Origin of the sequence: Nocardioides sp. W7 (genome assembly GCF_022919075.1) — a bacterium.
Taxonomy (GTDB): Bacteria; Actinomycetota; Actinomycetes; order Propionibacteriales; family Nocardioidaceae; genus Nocardioides.
On record NZ_CP095078.1, the window covers coordinates 1,727,709 to 1,744,738 of the forward strand.

The 17,030-nt window shown below is 70.4% G+C and carries 20 protein-coding genes and 3 tRNA genes; 17 read left to right on the forward strand and 6 right to left on the reverse strand.

Annotation, left to right across the window (positions count from 1 at the left end):
• Positions 1-16: 16 nt before the first annotated feature.
• The 7 genes from MUB56_RS08155 to MUB56_RS08185 all read left to right on the forward strand — a co-directional run bounded on the left by MUB56_RS08155 (position 17) and on the right by MUB56_RS08185 (position 3,797).
• Positions 17-1,441: an amidase gene (locus MUB56_RS08155; protein ID WP_244931404.1), complete on the forward strand. Its 1,425-nt coding sequence runs from the start codon at positions 17-19 to the stop codon at positions 1,439-1,441.
• Between the two features lie 46 nt (positions 1,442-1,487).
• A tRNA-Thr gene (locus MUB56_RS08160) sits at positions 1,488-1,560 on the forward strand.
• A gap of 52 nt (positions 1,561-1,612) precedes the next feature.
• Positions 1,613-1,686, forward strand: a tRNA-Met gene (locus tag MUB56_RS08165).
• Positions 1,687-1,733: 47 nt separating this feature from the next.
• On the forward strand, positions 1,734-1,904 hold the full coding sequence (gene rpmG, locus MUB56_RS08170) for a 50S ribosomal protein L33 (protein WP_182525673.1): 171 nt from the start codon (positions 1,734-1,736) through the stop codon (positions 1,902-1,904).
• A 78-nt stretch (positions 1,905-1,982) separates the two neighbouring features.
• Positions 1,983-2,384: a MaoC family dehydratase N-terminal domain-containing protein gene (locus MUB56_RS08175; RefSeq protein ID WP_244931405.1), complete on the forward strand. Its 402-nt coding sequence runs from the start codon at positions 1,983-1,985 to the stop codon at positions 2,382-2,384.
• Positions 2,381-2,758, forward strand: coding sequence for a MaoC/PaaZ C-terminal domain-containing protein (locus tag MUB56_RS08180; RefSeq protein WP_244931406.1), 378 nt, complete (start codon positions 2,381-2,383; stop codon positions 2,756-2,758). Before MUB56_RS08175 ends, MUB56_RS08180 begins: the two co-directional genes overlap by 4 nt.
• 10 nt (positions 2,759-2,768) lie before the next feature.
• Entirely contained in the window at positions 2,769-3,797 is a 1,029-nt protein-coding gene (locus tag MUB56_RS08185) for a UDP-N-acetylmuramate dehydrogenase (protein WP_244931407.1), read from the forward strand.
• A 153-nt stretch (positions 3,798-3,950) separates the two neighbouring features.
• Here the strand turns inward: MUB56_RS08185 and MUB56_RS08190 are convergent, their stop codons facing one another.
• Genes MUB56_RS08190 through MUB56_RS08215 form a run of 6 tightly spaced genes read right to left on the reverse strand, consistent with a single transcriptional unit; the run spans position 3,951 to position 9,385 of the window.
• Positions 3,951-4,445, reverse strand: coding sequence for a DUF4190 domain-containing protein (locus MUB56_RS08190; RefSeq protein WP_244931408.1), 495 nt, complete (start codon positions 4,443-4,445; stop codon positions 3,951-3,953).
• Positions 4,442-5,473 carry an adenosine deaminase gene (locus tag MUB56_RS08195; protein WP_244931409.1) on the reverse strand — a complete coding sequence of 344 codons (1,032 nt, stop codon included), beginning with the start codon at positions 5,471-5,473 and terminating at the stop codon, positions 4,442-4,444. Before MUB56_RS08195 ends, MUB56_RS08190 begins: the two co-directional genes overlap by 4 nt.
• Before the next feature lie 2 nt (positions 5,474-5,475).
• Positions 5,476-6,696 (reverse strand): pyridoxal phosphate-dependent aminotransferase, encoded by a 1,221-nt coding sequence (locus MUB56_RS08200; RefSeq protein ID WP_244931410.1) that lies wholly within the window; start codon positions 6,694-6,696, stop codon positions 5,476-5,478.
• A gap of 25 nt (positions 6,697-6,721) precedes the next feature.
• Positions 6,722-7,402 carry an ABC transporter permease subunit gene (locus MUB56_RS08205; RefSeq protein WP_244931411.1) on the reverse strand — a complete coding sequence of 227 codons (681 nt, stop codon included), beginning with the start codon at positions 7,400-7,402 and terminating at the stop codon, positions 6,722-6,724.
• Positions 7,402-8,430: a methionine ABC transporter ATP-binding protein gene (locus MUB56_RS08210; protein ID WP_244931412.1), complete on the reverse strand. Its 1,029-nt coding sequence runs from the start codon at positions 8,428-8,430 to the stop codon at positions 7,402-7,404. Before MUB56_RS08210 ends, MUB56_RS08205 begins: the two co-directional genes overlap by 1 nt.
• A 43-nt stretch (positions 8,431-8,473) precedes the next feature.
• The gene (locus tag MUB56_RS08215) at positions 8,474-9,385 is read right to left on the reverse strand and encodes a MetQ/NlpA family ABC transporter substrate-binding protein (protein ID WP_244931413.1); all 912 of its coding nucleotides are present in this window, start codon (positions 9,383-9,385) and stop codon (positions 8,474-8,476) included.
• A 296-nt stretch (positions 9,386-9,681) separates the two neighbouring features.
• On the opposite strand from MUB56_RS08215, the gene MUB56_RS08220 reads away from it, so the two are divergent.
• The 10 genes from MUB56_RS08220 to MUB56_RS08265 all read left to right on the forward strand — a co-directional run bounded on the left by MUB56_RS08220 (position 9,682) and on the right by MUB56_RS08265 (position 16,964).
• Positions 9,682-9,754, forward strand: a tRNA-Trp gene (locus MUB56_RS08220).
• Between the two features lie 51 nt (positions 9,755-9,805).
• Positions 9,806-10,054, forward strand: a complete 249-nt coding sequence (secE, locus tag MUB56_RS08225) for a preprotein translocase subunit SecE (RefSeq protein WP_244931414.1) — start codon at positions 9,806-9,808, stop codon at positions 10,052-10,054.
• Positions 10,055-10,306: 252 nt separating this feature from the next.
• Positions 10,307-11,053: a transcription termination/antitermination protein NusG gene (nusG, locus tag MUB56_RS08230; protein ID WP_244932368.1), complete on the forward strand. Its 747-nt coding sequence runs from the start codon at positions 10,307-10,309 to the stop codon at positions 11,051-11,053.
• 153 nt (positions 11,054-11,206) lie between these two features.
• The gene (rplK, locus tag MUB56_RS08235; RefSeq protein ID WP_244931415.1) at positions 11,207-11,635 is read left to right on the forward strand and encodes a 50S ribosomal protein L11; all 429 of its coding nucleotides are present in this window, start codon (positions 11,207-11,209) and stop codon (positions 11,633-11,635) included.
• A gap of 94 nt (positions 11,636-11,729) precedes the next feature.
• Complete coding sequence (gene rplA, locus MUB56_RS08240; RefSeq protein WP_244931416.1) at positions 11,730-12,446, forward strand: 50S ribosomal protein L1; 717 nt, start codon at positions 11,730-11,732, stop codon at positions 12,444-12,446.
• A gap of 68 nt (positions 12,447-12,514) precedes the next feature.
• Positions 12,515-13,465: a D-2-hydroxyacid dehydrogenase family protein gene (locus MUB56_RS08245; protein WP_244931417.1), complete on the forward strand. Its 951-nt coding sequence runs from the start codon at positions 12,515-12,517 to the stop codon at positions 13,463-13,465.
• 261 nt (positions 13,466-13,726) lie between these two features.
• Positions 13,727-14,398, forward strand: a complete 672-nt coding sequence (rplJ, locus tag MUB56_RS08250; RefSeq protein ID WP_244931418.1) for a 50S ribosomal protein L10 — start codon at positions 13,727-13,729, stop codon at positions 14,396-14,398.
• A gap of 89 nt (positions 14,399-14,487) precedes the next feature.
• The gene (rplL, locus tag MUB56_RS08255) at positions 14,488-14,877 is read left to right on the forward strand and encodes a 50S ribosomal protein L7/L12 (protein WP_244931419.1); all 390 of its coding nucleotides are present in this window, start codon (positions 14,488-14,490) and stop codon (positions 14,875-14,877) included.
• A 338-nt stretch (positions 14,878-15,215) separates the two neighbouring features.
• Entirely contained in the window at positions 15,216-16,169 is a 954-nt protein-coding gene (locus tag MUB56_RS08260) for an ABC transporter ATP-binding protein (protein ID WP_244931420.1), read from the forward strand.
• Between the two features lie 9 nt (positions 16,170-16,178).
• Positions 16,179-16,964: an ABC transporter permease gene (locus MUB56_RS08265; protein ID WP_244931421.1), complete on the forward strand. Its 786-nt coding sequence runs from the start codon at positions 16,179-16,181 to the stop codon at positions 16,962-16,964.
• Positions 16,965-17,030 lie beyond the last annotated feature (66 nt).

The window sequence follows — 17,030 nt, forward strand, 5'->3', positions numbered from 1 at the left end:
GCCGGAGCGTAGTTGGATGGCTGGCATGCCCCGCGTGCACGCCTTCCGTGACGACGCCCTCGGCGATCTCGACGCCGTCGGCCTGGTCGCCGCCCTCCATGCCGGCCGAGTGTCGGTCCCCGAGGCGGTGGACGCCGCCATCTCCCGGGTCGAGGACGTGGACCCGACGCTGGGTGCGGTGGCGTACGTCGCCTTCGACCGGGCCCGAGCGCAGGCGCGCGACCCCCGGGGCGGGTTCTTCTCCGGCGTTCCGACGTTCGTGAAGGACAACGTCGACGTCCAGCACCTCCCGACCCAGCACGGCACCGACGCGTTCGAGGCCCGGCCGCAGCCCCGCGACGGCGACCTGGCCCGGATGTTCCTCGCGACCGGTCTGCTGCCCCTCGGGAAGACCCGGCTCTCCGAGTACGGCTTCAGCGCCGCCGCCGAGCACCCCCGGCTCGGCCCGGTCCGCTCACCCTGGTCGACCGAGCACAGCGCCGGTGCGTCCTCGGCCGGTTCGGCCGCGCTCGTGGCGGCGGGGGCCGTGCCGATCGCGCACGCCAACGACGGCGGCGGCTCGATCCGGATCCCGGCCGCGGTCAACGGCCTGGTCGGTCTCAAGCCGACCCGCGACCGGCTGCCGCAGGACGCGCTGACCCGGCAGATGCCGATCCGGCTCGTCTCCGACGGCGTGCTCACCCGCTCGGTGCGGGACACGGCGGCGTTCCTGCGCGAGGCCGAGAAGGTCTACCGGGCGCTGCACCTGCCGCCCGTGGGCGACATCACGCGGCCGGTCCGCGGCCGGCTCCGGATCGCCGTGAACACCCAGGGCGTCGGCGCCGGTGCGAGCCCGGAGGTGGCCAATCTCACGCTGAAGGTCGCCGCGCAGCTCGAGGAGCTCGGCCACGTGGTCGAGGAGGTCGCGGCGCCCGCCGACCCCCGGTTCCCCGACGACTTCGTCCTCTACTGGTCCCTGCTGGCGCTGGCCATCGTGCGCACCGGACGCCGGACCAACGGCCGGTCCTGGGACCCCGACCGGCTCGACAACCTCACCCGCGGCCTGGCCCGGAACGGGCTGCGCAACCTGCACCGCGTGCCCGCGGCGATCCGCCGCCTCAACCGGGCCAAGCCGGCCGGCGGCGCCCTCCACGAGCGCTGGGACGTCGTGCTGACCCCCACCCTCGGCACCGAGACGCCGCGGGTCGGGCACCTCGACCCGACCCAGGAGTACGACGTCGTGATGGGCCGCCTCATGGAGTGGGTGGCCTTCACCCCGTGGCAGAACGTCACCGGCGAACCGGCGGTCTCGCTGCCCCTCGCGACCACCGCCGCGGGGCTCCCGCTGGGGATGATGTTCGGCGCCGCAGCGGGTCGCGAGGCGACCCTGCTGGAGCTCGCCTACGAGCTCGAAGAGGCCTTCCCGTTCGCCCGGATCACGGCCCCGGAGCACCAGGACTGACCCGATTTCTCGTTCCCGAAGGTGCTGTGTATCGTTCTCCGTCGTTGCCCCTTTAGCTCAGTCGGCAGAGCGTCTCCATGGTAAGGAGAAGGTCTACGGTTCGATTCCGTAAAGGGGCTCTGGGTGAGGGTTGTGTGGCCGGCTAGAGTGGCCACACCATCCTGCCCTCGTGGCGGGGTAGCTCAGGTGGTTAGAGCACACGGCTCATAATCGTGGTGTCGCGGGTTCGAGTCCCGCCCCCGCTACTCACCACCGAGCAGCAACGCACCGCCATCGACCCCAAGGACTTCCCGTGGCCAGCAAGAGCTCCGACGTTCGCCCCAAGATCACTCTCGCGTGCGTTGAGTGCAAGGAGCGCAACTACATCACCAAGAAGAACCGGCGCAACGACCCCGATCGTCTGGAGCTGGCGAAGTTCTGCCCGCGCTGCCGCACGCACCAGGCGCACCGCGAGACCCGCTGACCTTTCGCTTGCCGACCCGTCCGAGCACCGCTCGGGCGGGTCGTCGGCGTTGGGAGCGACCTCGATAGGCTGGCCGGCATGCCAGTCGATGCCTCCCTCGTCGGGCGGGTCTTCCCCCCGACCAGTCCGTACGCCGTCTCCGAGGAGCGGGTGCGTGACTTCGCCGTCGCCACCGGTTCGTCGTACGACGGGGGCGCCGCACCGGCGACCTTCCCCATCGTGCTCGCCTTCGACGCGATGAACGCCTTCTTGGAGGCCGAGCAGCTCGACCTGTTCCGGATCGTGCACGGGGAGCAGAAGTTCGCCTACGAGCGGCCGGTCATGCCCGGCGACGTCCTCACCGCGACGCTGAGCGTCGCCTCACTGCGCCAGATCGGCGGCAACGACATCATCGGCACCACCTCGGAGATCACCGACGCCGACGGCGCGCTGGTCTGCTCGACCAGCGCCACCCTCGTCCACCGGGGGGCCCCGGCATGAGCCTGGCGACCCAGCACTACGAGATCACCCGCGCCGACCTGGTGGCCTACGCGGCCGCGAGCGGTGACCAGAACCCGATCCACCAGGACGAGGAGGTCGCGCGCAGCGTCGGCCTGCCGGGTGTGATCGCGCACGGGATGTACACGATGGCGCTGACCGCCCGCGCGGTCGCGACCTGGTTCCCCGGAGCCGAGGTGGTCAGCCTGGGCTGCAAGTTCACCAACCCGGTCGTGGTGCCCGCGGAGGGCGCCGTCGCGATCGAGGTCGCGGGCGAGGTCAAGGCGAGCGAGGACGGGCTGACCACCCTCGCGCTCACGGTCACCTGCGACGGCCAGAAGGTCCTGGGCATGCCCAAGGCCGTCGTCCGCGCATGAGCTCTCCCGCATGAGCGAGCTCCTCGCCGACCACACCACGCTGCGCGTCGGTGGCGGCGCCGGCAGCTACGTGCGGGCGACGACCGAGGACGAGCTCACCGGGGCCGTGACGGCCGCCGAGATGGCCGGGGAGCCGGTGCTGGTGCTCGGCGGCGGCAGCAACCTCCTGGTCGCCGACGAGGGCTTCCCCGGCACCGTCGTCGAGGTCGCCACCAGCGGTCTCACGCTCGACGTCGAGGACGACGAGGCGACCTGCGGGGGAGTGCTCGCCACCGTCGCCGCCGGCGAGACCTGGGACGACCTGGTGGCGCTGGCCGCCGAGCGCGGTTGGGTGGGCGTCGAGGCCCTCTCCGGGATCCCGGGCTCGGTCGGCGCGACCCCGATCCAGAACGTCGGCGCCTACGGCCAGGAGGTCGCCCAGACGATCGCCTCGGTGCGGGTCTGGGACCGCAGGCTGCGCGGGGTCCGCACCTTCGCCCACGCCGACTGCGGCTTCGGCTACCGGCACAGCCGCTTCAAGGCCGGTCCCGACCGCCACGTCGTGCTCGCGGTCACCTTCCAGTTCCGACAGGGCAGCCTCGGGGCGCCGGTCGCGTACGCCGAGCTGGCCCGCGCCCTCGGGGTCGAGCCGGGCGCTCGCGCGCCGCTGGCCGACGTCCGCGACGCCGTGCTCGGGCTGCGCCGCGGCAAGGGGATGGTCCTCGACGAGGCCGACCACGACACCTGGAGCGCGGGGTCGTTCTTCACCAACCCGGTCGTCGCGCCCGCCGACGTACCCGACGGCGCCCCGGCGTGGCCCCAGCCCGACGGCGGCGTCAAGACCAGCGCGGCCTGGCTGATCGAGCACGCCGGCTTCGCCAAGGGGTACGGCGCGGGGCCGGCGCGGCTGTCGACCAAGCACACCCTCGCGCTGACGAACCGCGGCTCGGCCCGGGCCGACGACCTGCTGGCCCTGGCCCGCGAGGTGCGCGACGGGGTCGAGGAGCGGTTCGGCATCCGGCTCGTCAACGAGCCGGTCCTGGTCGGCTGTCAGCTCTAGGAGCCTGAACAATCCGGCCGGCTACGCGCCGCGATGAACGCACGCCGGCTGCGTTGTCGCCGCTCGACGCACGCCCCGTGTGCCTTCGCGCCTCCGCCGTGCCGGCGCACGTCCCTCACGACGCTCGCTTCGACCGCCTTGTCCAGCAGACTCCTAGACGTTGGTCCCGACGACCGGGTCGGGCACCGAGAAGGCGAGCAGCCCGAAGAACAGGACCGCCGCGGCGATGGCCAGCACCGTCAGCACGGTGCCGATGATGCCCATCACGACGCCCGCCTCGGCGAAGCCGCGGTTGCCGTAGCGGCCCGGCTGGGCGTCGATCTCGCGCTTGGCGCGCACGCCCAGGACCCAGGCGAAAGGCGCCGTGAGCATCCCGGGCAGGGTCACGCCGCAGCACATGGCCGCCAGGGGCAGGGACGCCAGCGCGATGATGCCGAGCACCATCGAGGTGGTCGCGCCGGTGTGGCTCTCGCGCTGGTAGCCGAAGGGCTGCTGGAAGGGCGGCTGCCCGTACGGCTGCTGGAACGGCGGCCGGCCGTACTCCCGGGGCTGCTCGTGCTGCTGGCCGTACGGCGGATCGGGCTGCTGGCCGTACTGGGGCCACTGCGGCTGCTCGGGCCGCTCGGGCTGCTCGGGACCGCTGGTCATGGCGCCATCGTGCCCTGGTCGTCGGCGATCCACGCGTCGATCTCGCGGAGCACGCCGGCGCGGACGTCCTCGGGGGCCCGGGAGGCGCGCACGGACATCCGGGCCAGCTCGGCGAGGGTGGTGTCGGACAGGTCGTGGGCGGCCCGCATCGTGGCGTACTGGCCCGCGAGCCGGGAGCCGAACAGCAGCGGGTCGTCGGCGCCCAGGGCGACCGTGGCCCCGGCGGCGAGCAGCGTCGGCAGCGGGACCGAGGTCAGGTCGGAGTAGACGCCGAGCGCGACGTTGGAGACCGGGCAGACCTCGAGCGCGACACCGGCGCTCACGATCCGGTCCAGCAGGGCCGGATCCTCGGTGGAGCGGATCCCGTGGCCGAGCCGGTCGGCGTGCAGGGCGTCGAGGCAGGCGGCGACGTGCTCGGGGCCGCGGAGCTCACCGCCGTGCGGCACGAGCGCCAGACCGGCCCGCTCCGCGATCGCGAACGCGCCCGCGAAGTCGACGGTGCTGCCGCGCCGCTCGTCGTTGGAGAGTCCGAAGCCCACCACGCCGCGGCCGGCGTACTGGGCGGCCAGTCGGGCCAGGGTGCGGGCGTCGAGCGGGTGCCGGGTGCGGTTGGCGGCGATCACGACCGCCATGCCGAGGCCGGTCGCGGCGGACGCCTCCCGGACCGCGTCGAGGACCAGGTCGGTGAAGGCGGTGATCCCGCCGAAGCGGGCGCCGTACCCGCTCGGGTCGACCTGGATCTCCAGCCACCGGCCGCCGTCGCGCACGTCGTCCTCGGCGGCCTCGCGCACCAGCCGGCGTACGTCGCCCTCGGTGCGCAGCACCGAGCGGGCGACGTCGTAGAGCCGCTGGAACCGGAACCAGCCCTTCTCGTCGGCCGCGGACAGCGTCGGCGGCCACTCGGAGACGAGCTGGTCGGGCAGCGAGATGCCGTCCCGCTCGGCGAGCTCGAGCAGGGTCTCGTGGCGCATCGACCCGGTGAAGTGCAGGTGCAGGTGCGCCTTGGGGAGTGCGAGCAGGTCCCTCAACGTCAGGCGAAGAGCTTCTGGAGGCGGGTGATCCCCTCGATGATGTCGTCGTCCCCGAGGGCGTACGACAGCCGCAGGTAGCCCGGCGACCCGAAGGCCTCGCCGGGCACGATCGCGACCTCGGCCTCGTCGAGGATGTACTCGGCGAGCTCGGCGGAGGTGGTGATCGTGCGACCGGCGTACTCCTTGCCGAGCAGGCCCTTCACGGACGGGTAGGCGTAGAACGCGCCGCCCGGCGTCGGGCACACCACGCCGTCGATCTCGTTGAGCATCGAGACGATGATGCCGCGGCGACGGTCGAAGGCGACCTTCATCTGGTCGACGGCCGACAGGTCGCCCTCGAGGGCGGCGATCGCGGCGCGCTGGGAGACGTTGGCGACGTTGGAGGTCGCGTGCGACTGCAGGTTGGTGGCCGCCTTGACGATGTCCTTCGGCCCGATCACCCAGCCGACCCGCCAGCCGGTCATGGCGTAGGTCTTGGCGACGCCGTTGACGATCACGCAGTGGTCGGCGAGCTCGGGGCAGAGCACCGGCAGCGAGCCGGTCTCGATGTTGTCGTAGACGAGGTGCTCGTAGATCTCGTCGGTGAGCACCCACAGCTGGTGCTCCTCGACCCACGCGCCGATCGCCCGGATCTCGTCGGCGGTGTAGACGGCGCCGGTCGGGTTGGACGGCGAGACGAACAGCAGCACCTTGGTCTTGTCGGTGCGGGCGGCCTCGAGCTGCTCAGGCGTGACCTTGTAGTCCTGGGTCTCGTCGGCGAGCACCTCGACCGGCACGCCGCCGGCGAGCTGGATCGACTCCGGGTAGGTGGTCCAGTACGGCGCGGGCACGATCACCTCGTCGCCCGGGTCGAGCATCGCGGCGAACGCCTCGTAGATGGCCTGCTTGCCGCCGTTGGTGACCAGCACCTGCGCGGGCTCGACGACCAGGCCGCTGTCGCGGGCGGTCTTCTCGACGATCGCCTTCTTCAGCTCGGGCAGCCCGCCGGCCGGGGTGTAGCGGTGGTTCTTGGGGTCACGGCTGGCCTCGACGGCCGCCTCGACGATGTAGTCCGGCGTCGGGAAGTCGGGCTCGCCCGCGCCGAAGCCGACCACCGGGCGGCCTTCGGCCTTCAGCGCCTTCGCCTTCGCATCCACCTTCAGCGTCGCGGACTCGGCGATGGCGCCGATCCGCTGGGAGACGCGACGGTCACGAGGGCTGCCCGATGCAGAAGAGGTCATGGCTCCATCGTAGAGGCCGGTCCGGTCAGCGGCGCATGACCTTCCGCGCCAGGCGGTTGCCGCCGAACTGGGCGATCTGGACGAGCGCGACGATGATCAGGACGGTGGTCCAGGTGACGACCGTGTCGAACTGGCGCCAGCCGTACTGCAGGGCGAACGCGCCGAGCCCGCCGGCGCCGATCGCGCCCGCGATCGCGGACATGTCGATGATCGCCACGAGCACGAACGTGTAGCCGAGGATCAGCGGACCGAGGGCCTCGGGGATGAGCACGGTGAGGACGATCCGGAGCCGCCCCGCACCCATCGAGCGGGCCGCCTCGATCACGCCGGGGTCGACGCCGACCAGGTTCTGCTCGACGATCCGGCTGATGCCGAACGTAGCGGCCAGGGTCATCGCGAAGATGATCGCCTTCTCGCCGATGCCGGTGCCGACCACCGCCCGCGCGAGGGGCTGGACCGCGCCGATGAAGATCACGAACGGGATCGGCCGGAAGAAGTTCACGAGCAGGTTGAGCCCCACGGAGGCCGGCCGGTGGGCGAGCAGCCCGCCGGGGCGGGTCGTGGAGAGCACGAGCCCCAGCACGAGACCGAGGAGGCCGCCGATCAGGAGGGTCAGCCCGACGATGTAGAGCGTCGCGAAGGTCTCCTCCCACAGCAGGTCGGTGAGGTCGAAGAGCCGGGTGTCACCCAGCAGGTCGGAGGGCATCAGGCCACCTCTCGCACGTCGACCCGCTCGCGTACGACGGCCAGCGCCGCATCGATCTGCGCCGGGTCGCCGGTGAGTGAGAGCGTCAGGTTGCCGAAGGTCTGGCCCTGGATGTCCTCGATGCCGCCGTAGACGAGCTCGAACGCCACGTCGCGCGAGATCAGCTCGGCGAAGACCTGGGACTGGCGCACCGCGGGGTCGCGGAAGGCGAGGGTGACGAAGCGCCCGTCGTGGCGCTCCCGCAGCACGTCGAGGGCCCGGGCCGACGGCTCGTCGTCGACGAGGGTGGAGACGAAGCGGCGGGTCGCCGGGTGCTGCGGACGGGAGAACAGGTCGAAGACCGGGCCCTGCTCGATCACCTTGCCGTGCTCCATCACCGCGACCTTGTCGGCGATGGTCTTGATCACCTCCATCTCGTGGGTGATCAGGACGATGGTGATGCCGAGCTCGGTGTTGACCTGCTTGAGCAGGGCCAGCACCTCCTGGGTGGTCTCCGGGTCGAGCGCACTGGTGGCCTCGTCGGCGAGCAGCAGCCGGGGCGAGGTGGCCAGGGCGCGGGCGATCCCGACCCGCTGCTTCTGGCCCCCGGAGAGCTGCTCGGGGTAGGCGAGCGCCTGGTCGGCCAGGCCGACGAAGTGCAGGAGCTCCGAGATCCGCGCCCGGTGCTCCGACTTCGGCACGCCGGCGACCTGGAGCGGGAACGCGAGGTTGCCGTAGACCGTGCGGGAGCTCATCAGGTTGAACTGCTGGAAGATCATCCCGATGCCCCGGCGTACCTCCTGCAGCCGGCGCTCGCCGATGCCGACGATCTCGGTGCCGTCGACCCTGATCGAGCCCGAGGTCGCCGGCTCGAGTGCGTTCACCAGGCGGACCAGGGTGGACTTCCCGGCGCCGGAGTAGCCGACGATCCCGAAGATCTCGCCGGCCTCGACGTCGAGGTCGACGCCGTCCACCGCGACGATCGGACTGCCGTCGCGGGAGCGGGCGGGGAACTCTTTGCGGACGTCTCGGATCTCGAGCAGGGCCATGGCGTTCGGGTCCTTCGGGTGGGGCGGAGGTGGTCGAGCGGCGTCACCGCTGGGCGCGGGTGTCCTCCTCGACCTGGGCCAGCGACTTCTCGAGGTCGGCGACCGGGACCCGCACGAGCTCGGCGGTGTCGCCGGAGACCTCCTGCACGCCGTCCTGCACCTCCTGGGTGTCCTGGAAGATCTTGACGAGCTTCTGGAGGGTCTCGTCGTCCTTGTCCTCGGCGCGGGCCGCGAAGATGTTGACGTACGGCAGCGCGTTCGCGTCCTCGGGGTCGTCCTGGGCGATCGCGTCGGAGAACTTCAGGCCGGCGTCCTCGACGAAGTCGTTGTTGATGACCGCGGCCGCCACGTCCGGCAGCGAGGTCGGGGTCAGGTCGGCCTTGAGTGCCGTGACCTTCACCCGGGAGGCCGCCTCGTCGACGTCGTCGAGCGTGGAGTAGATGGAGCCGCCGTCCTCGAGCTCGATCAGGCCGGCCGACTGCAGGATGAGCAGACCGCGGGCCAGGTTGCTCTCGTCGTCCGGTACGGCGACGGTCGAGCCGTCCGGGATGTCCTCGACGGAGTCGTGCTGGGTCGAGTACAGGCCGAGGGGGTAGATCGCGGTCGAGCCGATCGGCACCAGGTCCTCGCCCGAGTCGACGTTGTAGCCGGCCAGGTAGACGATGTGCTGGAACTGGTTGAGGTCGAGGTCACCCTCGGTGAGCGCCGGGTTGGGCTGCGGGTAGTCGGCGAAGTCGATGATCTCGACGTCGATGCCCTCGTCGGCGGCGGCCTGCTGGTAGGTCTCCCAGTAGGGATCGCTGGCGCCGACGACGCCGATCTTGACGGTGTCCTTCCCGTCGTCGCCGCGCAGGGCGAAGAACGCGACGGCGGCGATCAGGGCGAGTACGACGACCGCCAGGACGGCGTACAGGCCGGTGCGGGACTTGGGGGCGTCAACGAGCTGGTCGGACATGGGTTCCTCTCCGTTCCGGCTGGTGGCCGGAGGTCTCCTGCGCGAGGGGCGGTGGCCCTTCGGAGCAGACGGTAGTACTCAAAGTCGATGGACAAAGAATTGTTTCGTGCCGCGGGGCGGGTGAGCCCTGGGGGACATCGGCCCTCAACGGTGGGTGGTCCGGATGGATTCCCGCCCACCGCGTGGCGCTGGCGACACCGCCCAGCGGCGATCCGTTTGGACGGGGCTCAGGTCGTACCCGTAGAATCCCGACTGATGGATTTCCCAGATGCTTCGGCATGCCCGGATTCCATCGGAGGGCACTAGCTCAACTGGCAGAGCATCGGTCTCCAAAACCGAAGGTTGGGGGTTCAAGTCCCTCGTGCCCTGCAGGACAACTGGTCACCTGGTCAGGTGGACGAACGAGGAGAGGTTGGCGTCGTGTCGGACAGCAAGGCGGTACGCGGCCCGCGCGACGAGAAGGCCGACAAGCGCACGAGTCTTCCCACGTTCTACCGACAGGTCGTCGCGGAGCTCCGCAAGGTCGTGTATCCGACCCAGGAACAGCTGGTCACGTACTTCTTCGTGGTCATGGTGTTCGTGATCGTGATGATCGCCCTGGTCTCGGCGCTCGACCTGGCCTTCGGCAAGCTCGTGTTCGAGATCTTCACGGGGCCCGACCAGACGTGACCGGGGCGCTCGCGGGCTGACCCGCGGGCCTCGGTCCACCGGTGCCGGCGACCAGCCGGGACAGACGAGCACAGCGAAGTGATGGAGCAGCACGTGTCGGAGCAGCAGGACCCGTTCGAGGTCAACGCGACCCCCGAGACCGAGCCTGAGGCCAGCCTCGAGGACCAGTACGGCGAGCCGAACGACGGTCCGGAGATCGAGGAGGACCCCCGTCTCGACGTGGAGGTCACCGACGAGGACACCGACGAGGCCATGGGTCTCGACGACACCGACGCCGAGGGTGCGACCAGCCAGGACCTCAGTGCGGCCGAGGGCGACGAGGAGCCGGAGGCTGCTGACGCCGACGAGGCCGAGGCCGCCGACGAGGACCCGCTCGAGGCGTTCCGCCGGGAGCTGTGGGCGAAGCCGGGCGACTGGTTCGTCGTGCACACCTACTCCGGCATGGAGAACCGGGTGAAGTCGAACCTGGAGAACCGCATCATCTCCCTCAACATGGAGGACTACATCCACGAGATCGTGGTCCCCACCGAGGAGGTCGCGGAGATCAAGAACGGGCAGCGCAAGATGGTCAAGCGCACCGTCCTCCCCGGCTACGTCCTGGTCCGCATGGACCTCACCGACGAGTCCTGGTCGGCCGTGCGGCACACGCCGTCGGTCACCGGCTTCGTCGGCCACAGCCACCAGCCGGTCCCGCTGAGCATGAGCGAGGTCGAGAGCATGCTCGCCCCCGCCGTGGTCGCGCAGGCCGAGGCCGAGGCCGCCGCCGCAGCGTCCGCCGCCGGTGCCCCCGCTCCGGCCGGCACCACCGCCAAGCGCCCGGTCGAGGTCGCCGACTTCGACGTCTCCGACTCGGTCATGGTCGTCGACGGCCCGTTCGCGACGCTGCACGCGACGATCACCGAGATCAACGCCGAGTCCCAGCGGGTCAAGGCACTCGTCGAGATCTTCGGCCGGGAGACCCCGGTCGAGCTGTCGTTCAGCCAGATCCAGCGCGTGTGAGGTTCCGGCGCTGCGCGCCGGACCGTCACACGCACAGCCGATTCGCCAGCACGCGGGCCCAACCCGCAGAATAGATCGGTTGCTCAGCAACAAGCAGGTGGCAGAGGGCGGCGTACGCCCTCGTCATGACCACGGAACAGAAAGAGAAGCAACATGCCTCCGAAGAAGAAGATCGCTGCCCTGGTCAAGGTGCAGCTGCAGGCCGGTGCCGCGACGCCGGCCCCGCCGGTCGGTACCGCTCTCGGTCCGCACGGCGTGAACATCATGGAGTTCTGCAAGGCGTACAACGCCCAGACCGAGGCCATGCGCGGCAACGTGATCCCCGTCGAGATCACCATCTACGAGGACCGGTCCTTCACCTTCATCACGAAGACCCCTCCGGCCGCCGAGCTGATCAAGAAGGCCGCCGGCCTGCAGAAGGGCTCGGGCGTCCCGCACAAGGAGAAGGTCGGCAAGCTGACCAAGGACCAGATCCGCGAGATCGCGCAGACCAAGCTGCCCGACCTCAACGCCAACGACATCGACGCCGCGATGAAGATCGTCGAGGGCACCGCTCGCTCCATGGGCGTCACGACCAACTGACGCGCCCGGGGCACCCGCCCCACACCCCGGACTAGTGGCAGAGCCGCGCTGGCTCACCTGACCACGACTGGCACCGAAGAAAAGAGAACCAGACATGCAGCGCAGCAAGACCTACCGCGCGGCGGCAGAGCAGTTCGACAAGGACGAGCTCTACGCGCCCCTCCCGGCGATCAAGATCGCCAAGGACACCAGCAAGAAGAAGTTCGACGAGACCGTGGACGTCGTCATGCGTCTCGGCGTCGACCCCCGCAAGGCCGACCAGATGGTCCGCGGCACCGTCAACCTCCCGCACGGCACCGGCAAGACCGCCCGCGTCCTGGTGTTCGCGAACGGTGACAAGGCCGAGGCCGCCCGCGAGGCCGGCGCCGACGTCGTCGGTGGCGACGAGCTGATCGAGAAGGTGGCCGGCGGCTGGCTCGACTTCGACGCCGTCGTCGCGACCCCCGACATGATGGGCAAGGTCGGTCGCCTGGGCCGCGTGCTCGGTCCCCGCGGCCTGATGCCGAACCCGAAGACCGGCACCGTGACGCCGGACGTGGCCAAGGCCGTGTCCGACATCAAGGGCGGCAAGATCGAGTTCCGCGTCGACCGTCACTCGAACCTGCACTTCATCATCGGCAAGGCCTCCTTCTCCGAGGTCCAGCTCGCGGAGAACTACGCCGCGGCGCTCGAGGAGGTGCTGCGGCTCAAGCCCGCCAGCTCCAAGGGCCGCTACCTGAAGAAGGTCACCGTCTCCACGACCATGGGCCCCGGCGTCCAGGTCGACCCCAACCGCGTCAAGAACGTCGCGGTCGAGGACGAGACGAACTGACGTAGCACCTCAGCATCACGCCGCCCCGGTCACCGTCACGGTGACCGGGGCGTCGTACGTTGCGGTCCATGGCCCCGACCCTGCGCTGCGTGATCCTCGACGACTACCAGGGCGTCGCGCTGTCGTACGCCGACTGGTCCGCGCTGCCGGTCGACGTCGAGGTGGTGCGCGAGCACCTCGACCCCGACGGCACCGCGGCCGCCCTCGCGGGTGCCGCCGTGGTGGTGCTGATGCGCGAGCGGACCCCGCTCACCCGGGACCTGCTCGACCGGCTGCCGGACCTGCGGCTGGTCGTCACGACCGGGATGCGCAACGCTTCGATCGACCTCGACGCCTGCCGGGAGCGCGGGATTCCGGTCTGCGGCACCGCCTCGTCGAAGACCTCGACGGCCGAGCTGACCTGGGCGCTGGTGCTCGGCCTGCTCCGGCAGGTCGGACCCGAGAGTCGGTCCCTGGCGGCGGGCGGCTGGCAGACCACTGTCGGCGCCGACCTGGCCGGCCGGACGCTCGGCCTGCTCGGGCTCGGCGCGATCGGCTCGCGGGTGGCCCGGGTGGCGGCGGCGTTCGACATGGACGTGGTGGCCTGGAGCCCGCACCTGACCGGGCAGCGGGCGGCCGACGGGGGAGCACGGCTCGTCGACCGGGACGGGCTGTTCGCGGCTGCCGACGTGCTCTCGATCCACCTGGTGCTGGCCGCGACGACCCGCGAGATCGTGGGTGAGCGCGAGCTCGCCCTGCTGCGGCCCTCGTCGTACCTCGTGAACACCTCGCGGGCTGGCCTGGTCGACACCGCCGCCCTGCTCCGCCACCTCGACGCGGGCCGGCTCGCCGGGGCCGCCGTCGACGTCTTCGACACCGAGCCGCTGCCAGCGGCCCACCCGCTCCGCGACCACCCGCGGGTGCTGGCCACGCCGCACCTGGGCTACGTCACCGAGGACAACTACCGCCGGTTCTTCGGCGAGGCGGCCGAGGACGTCGCCGCCTGGCTCGCCGGTGCGCCGATGCGGCTGCTGACCTGAGGCGTCCAGCGATGGTGGACGAATCGTCCAGCCCGATTTGGACGATGGTCCGCGACCGCCGTACAGTCCCCTGTTGAAACCAGAGACCGCCGGTGGTCGGACTGCGCATGCAGACCGACCGAAGGTTCCGCAGTTGCGGACGGCCTGCGCAGGGGACAGAGCAACCACACGATTCGTTCGTGTCACGCCCTGAGCCTGCGCTCGGGGCGTTCGTCATTTGCGGGCTCCGTGCCGGTGGTCTCCCAGTCCGGAAGGAGACCCATGGCGCGGGCAGACAGGAACGCCGCCGTCGCGGAGATCGTTGAGTCCTTCAACGACGCCGCGGGTGCCGTGCTGACCGAGTACCGCGGTCTCACCGTCAAGGAGCTGCAGGACCTTCGCCGCTCCCTGGGTGAGAACGCCAACTACGCCGTGGTCAAGAACACGCTGGCCAAGATCGCCGCCAACCAGGTGGGCATCTCGGGCTTCGACGACCTGCTGACCGGCCCGACCGCGATCGCCTTCATTCAGGGCGACGTCGTCGAGGCGGCCAAGGGTCTGCGTGACTTTGCCAAGGCCAACCCCACCCTTGTCATCAAGGGTGGAGTCCTGGACGGCAACATCCTCGACGCTGCCGAGATCGCCAAACTGGCCGATCTCGAGTCGCGCGAGGTGCTCCTGGGCAAGCTCGCGGGCGCCATGCTCGCTTCGCTCAGCCAGGCCGTCTACCTCCTCAACGCCCCGCTCGCACAGGCTGCCCGGCTCGCCGGCGCCCTGCAGGCGAAGGCGCAGGAGGACCCCACGATCCTCGCAGGTGGTGCCGGTACGCCGGCCGCCGCCGAGGAGGCACCGGTCGAGGAGGCTGCCGAGGCAGCCCCCGAGCCCGAGGCCCCCGCTGACGAGGCGCCCGCCGACGCGGCCGCCTCCGACGAGGGCGACTCCGCCGAGGCCTGATCCTTCGGGATCTCGCCACGACACCCACCACCTGAAACCAGGCCGGACCGCAGTCGCTGCGCCGGCCGCCGAATGGAAGGAACGCCACCATGGCGAAGCTCAGCACCGACGAGCTCCTTGACGCTTTCAAGGAGATGACCCTGATCGAGCTCTCCGAGTTCGTGAAGCAGTTCGAGGAGACCTTCGGCGTCACCGCCGCCGCCCCGGTCGCCGTGGCCGCTGCCCCCGCCGCCGGCGGTGGCGCGGGCGCCGAGGAGGCCGCTGCCCAGGACGAGTTCGACGTCATCCTGGAGGCCGCTGGCGAGAAGAAGATCAACGTGATCAAGGAGGTGCGCGCGCTCACGTCCCTCGGCCTGAAGGAGGCCAAGGACCTCGTCGAGTCCGCACCGAAGGCGATCCTCGAGAAGGCCGACAAGGCCTCCGCCGAGAAGGCCAAGGAGGCGCTCGAGGGCGCCGGGGCCACCGTCACCCTCAAGTGACGAATCCTCACCTGATCGGCTGATCCAGCCGCATCGCCGCCAGGGGCGGTCACCCGTGCAGACGGGTGGCCGCCCCTGTCGCGTCTGCTGAGGCGTTTGAGACCTCCGCCACCCGGGCACAAGCCCTCGCAGATCCGGTTAAGAACAGTGTTTGTGCAGGTCGTGAGGGGTTTCGACGGTGATCTCGGCCCGTGCCGAGCCCGTGACGGCCGACACACGACGGCGTAACCTCGCCGCCGTTCTCCCGTTGTTACCGGTCAGTGGGGACAGGCGTTCACCGAACGCGTGTCGAGAGCAGTGACTGCTCGGACCGACGGTCGCAGAAGGGTGTCACCAGCATGGGCGTGGAGATCAAGGTCGACGACCTCAGCAAGTCGTTCGGCAAGCAGCTCATCTGGGGTGACGTCACGCTGACCGTCCCGGCGGGGGAGATCTGCGTGATGCTCGGCCCCTCCGGCACCGGCAAGTCGGTGTTCCTGAAGACCCTGATCGGTCTGCTGAAGCCCGACAAGGGCTCGATCATCATCGAGGGCACCGACATCGCGAGCTGCTCGGAGAAGGAGCTCTACGAGATCCGCAAGCTGTTCGGCGTGCTGTTCCAGGACGGCGCCATGTTCGGCTCGATGAACCTCTACGACAACGTCGCGTTCCCGCTGCGCGAGCACACCAAGAAGTCCGAGTCCGAGGTCCGCGACATCGTCATGGAGAAGATGGACCTGGTCGGTCTGATCGGCGCCGAGGACAAGCTCCCCGGTGAGATCTCCGGTGGCATGCGCAAGCGCGCCGGACTGGCTCGGGCCCTGGTCCTCGACCCCGAGATCGTGCTCTTCGACGAGCCCGACTCCGGCCTCGACCCGGTCCGCACGGCCTTCCTCAACCAGCTGATCGTCGACCTCAACGCTCAGATCGACGCGACGTTCCTGATCGTCACCCACGACATCAACACCGCGCGCACCGTCCCCGACAACATCGGCCTGCTCTACCACCGCCACCTCGCCATGTTCGGCCCGCGCGAGATGCTGCTGAGCTCCGAGGAGCCGGTCGTGCGTCAGTTCCTGAACGCGCAGAAGGTCGGCCCGATCGGCATGTCGGAGGAGAAGGACGCCGACGAGCTCGCCGCCGAGCAGGGCCAGGAGCTCCCGCCGCTCCCGCCGATCCCGATGCAGCTGGAGCCCTCCAACGGCATCGCCCGGCGCTCGCAGCGTGAGCCCGGCTCCTGGTGCCGCGAGAACGGCATCACCCCGCCGCCCGGGTCGTTCGACGCGAACATGTCCATGGTGACGGGCGGCTGATCCGCCTCGATGGCACCCCTCACCGCGACCCGGCTCCTCGCGCCGGTCGGGGCCGCAGGCAATCTGTTCGCCTTCGCCCTCGACGTCGGACGCGCGCTCTTCCGGCGTCCCTTCCAGCTGCGCGAGTTCCTCCAGCAGGCGTGGTTCATCGCCTCGGTCACGATCATCCCGACGGCGCTGGTCGCCATCCCGTTCGGCGCGGTCATCGCGCTGCAGGTCGGCGGCCTGATCCGCCAGTTCGGTGCCCAGTCGTTCACCGGCTCCGCCTCCGTGCTCGCCGTCATCCAGCAGGCCGGACCGATCGCCACCGCCCTGCTGATCGCGGGAGCCGGCGGGTCCGCGATCGCCGCCGACCTCGGCGCCCGGCGGATCCGCGAGGAGCTGGACGCGATGATGGTGCTGGGCATCGACCCGATCCAGCGGCTCGTCGTACCCCGGGTGCTGGCGTGCATGCTCGTCGCGTTCTTCCTCAACGGCATGGTCAGCGTGGTCGGGGTCTCCGGTGGCTACGTGTTCAACGTGATCCTCCAAGACGGCACGCCCGGCGCCTACATCGCGAGCTTCACCGCCCTGGCCCAGCTCCCCGACCTGTGGGTCGGGCTCCTCAAGGCACTGATCTTCGGGATGATCGCGGCGGTCGTCGCCGCCTACAAGGGCATGAACGCCGCCGGCGGCCCCAAGGGCGTCGGTGACGCGGTCAACGAGTCCGTGGTGATCACCTTCCTGCTGCTGTTCGTCGTCAACTTCGTCCTCAGCGCGATCTACCTGCAGGTCGTGCCCCCGAAGACGGGTTGAAGGGCATGACTCCTCACTCCACGGCCTGCTGCGCGACGCCTCCGGGGCACCCGGACGGCGTTGTCG

Coding starts and splice junctions, on each gene's coding strand:
- MUB56_RS08155 (WP_244931404.1), top strand. CDS start 17: ATGGCTGGCATGCCCCGCGTGCACGCCTTCCGTGACGACGCCCTCGGC.
- MUB56_RS08175 (WP_244931405.1), top strand. CDS start 1,983: ATGCCAGTCGATGCCTCCCTCGTCGGGCGGGTCTTCCCCCCGACCAGT.
- MUB56_RS08180 (WP_244931406.1), top strand. CDS start 2,381: ATGAGCCTGGCGACCCAGCACTACGAGATCACCCGCGCCGACCTGGTG.
- MUB56_RS08185 (WP_244931407.1), top strand. CDS start 2,769: ATGAGCGAGCTCCTCGCCGACCACACCACGCTGCGCGTCGGTGGCGGC.
- MUB56_RS08190 (WP_244931408.1), bottom strand. CDS start 4,445: ATGACCAGCGGTCCCGAGCAGCCCGAGCGGCCCGAGCAGCCGCAGTGG.
- MUB56_RS08200 (WP_244931410.1), bottom strand. CDS start 6,696: ATGACCTCTTCTGCATCGGGCAGCCCTCGTGACCGTCGCGTCTCCCAG.
- MUB56_RS08205 (WP_244931411.1), bottom strand. CDS start 7,402: ATGCCCTCCGACCTGCTGGGTGACACCCGGCTCTTCGACCTCACCGAC.
- MUB56_RS08210 (WP_244931412.1), bottom strand. CDS start 8,430: ATGGCCCTGCTCGAGATCCGAGACGTCCGCAAAGAGTTCCCCGCCCGC.
- MUB56_RS08215 (WP_244931413.1), bottom strand. CDS start 9,385: ATGTCCGACCAGCTCGTTGACGCCCCCAAGTCCCGCACCGGCCTGTAC.
- nusG (WP_244932368.1), top strand. CDS start 10,307: ATGGGTCTCGACGACACCGACGCCGAGGGTGCGACCAGCCAGGACCTC.
- rplK (WP_244931415.1), top strand. CDS start 11,207: ATGCCTCCGAAGAAGAAGATCGCTGCCCTGGTCAAGGTGCAGCTGCAG.
- rplA (WP_244931416.1), top strand. CDS start 11,730: ATGCAGCGCAGCAAGACCTACCGCGCGGCGGCAGAGCAGTTCGACAAG.
- MUB56_RS08245 (WP_244931417.1), top strand. CDS start 12,515: ATGGCCCCGACCCTGCGCTGCGTGATCCTCGACGACTACCAGGGCGTC.
- rplJ (WP_244931418.1), top strand. CDS start 13,727: ATGGCGCGGGCAGACAGGAACGCCGCCGTCGCGGAGATCGTTGAGTCC.
- rplL (WP_244931419.1), top strand. CDS start 14,488: ATGGCGAAGCTCAGCACCGACGAGCTCCTTGACGCTTTCAAGGAGATG.
- MUB56_RS08260 (WP_244931420.1), top strand. CDS start 15,216: ATGGGCGTGGAGATCAAGGTCGACGACCTCAGCAAGTCGTTCGGCAAG.
- MUB56_RS08265 (WP_244931421.1), top strand. CDS start 16,179: ATGGCACCCCTCACCGCGACCCGGCTCCTCGCGCCGGTCGGGGCCGCA.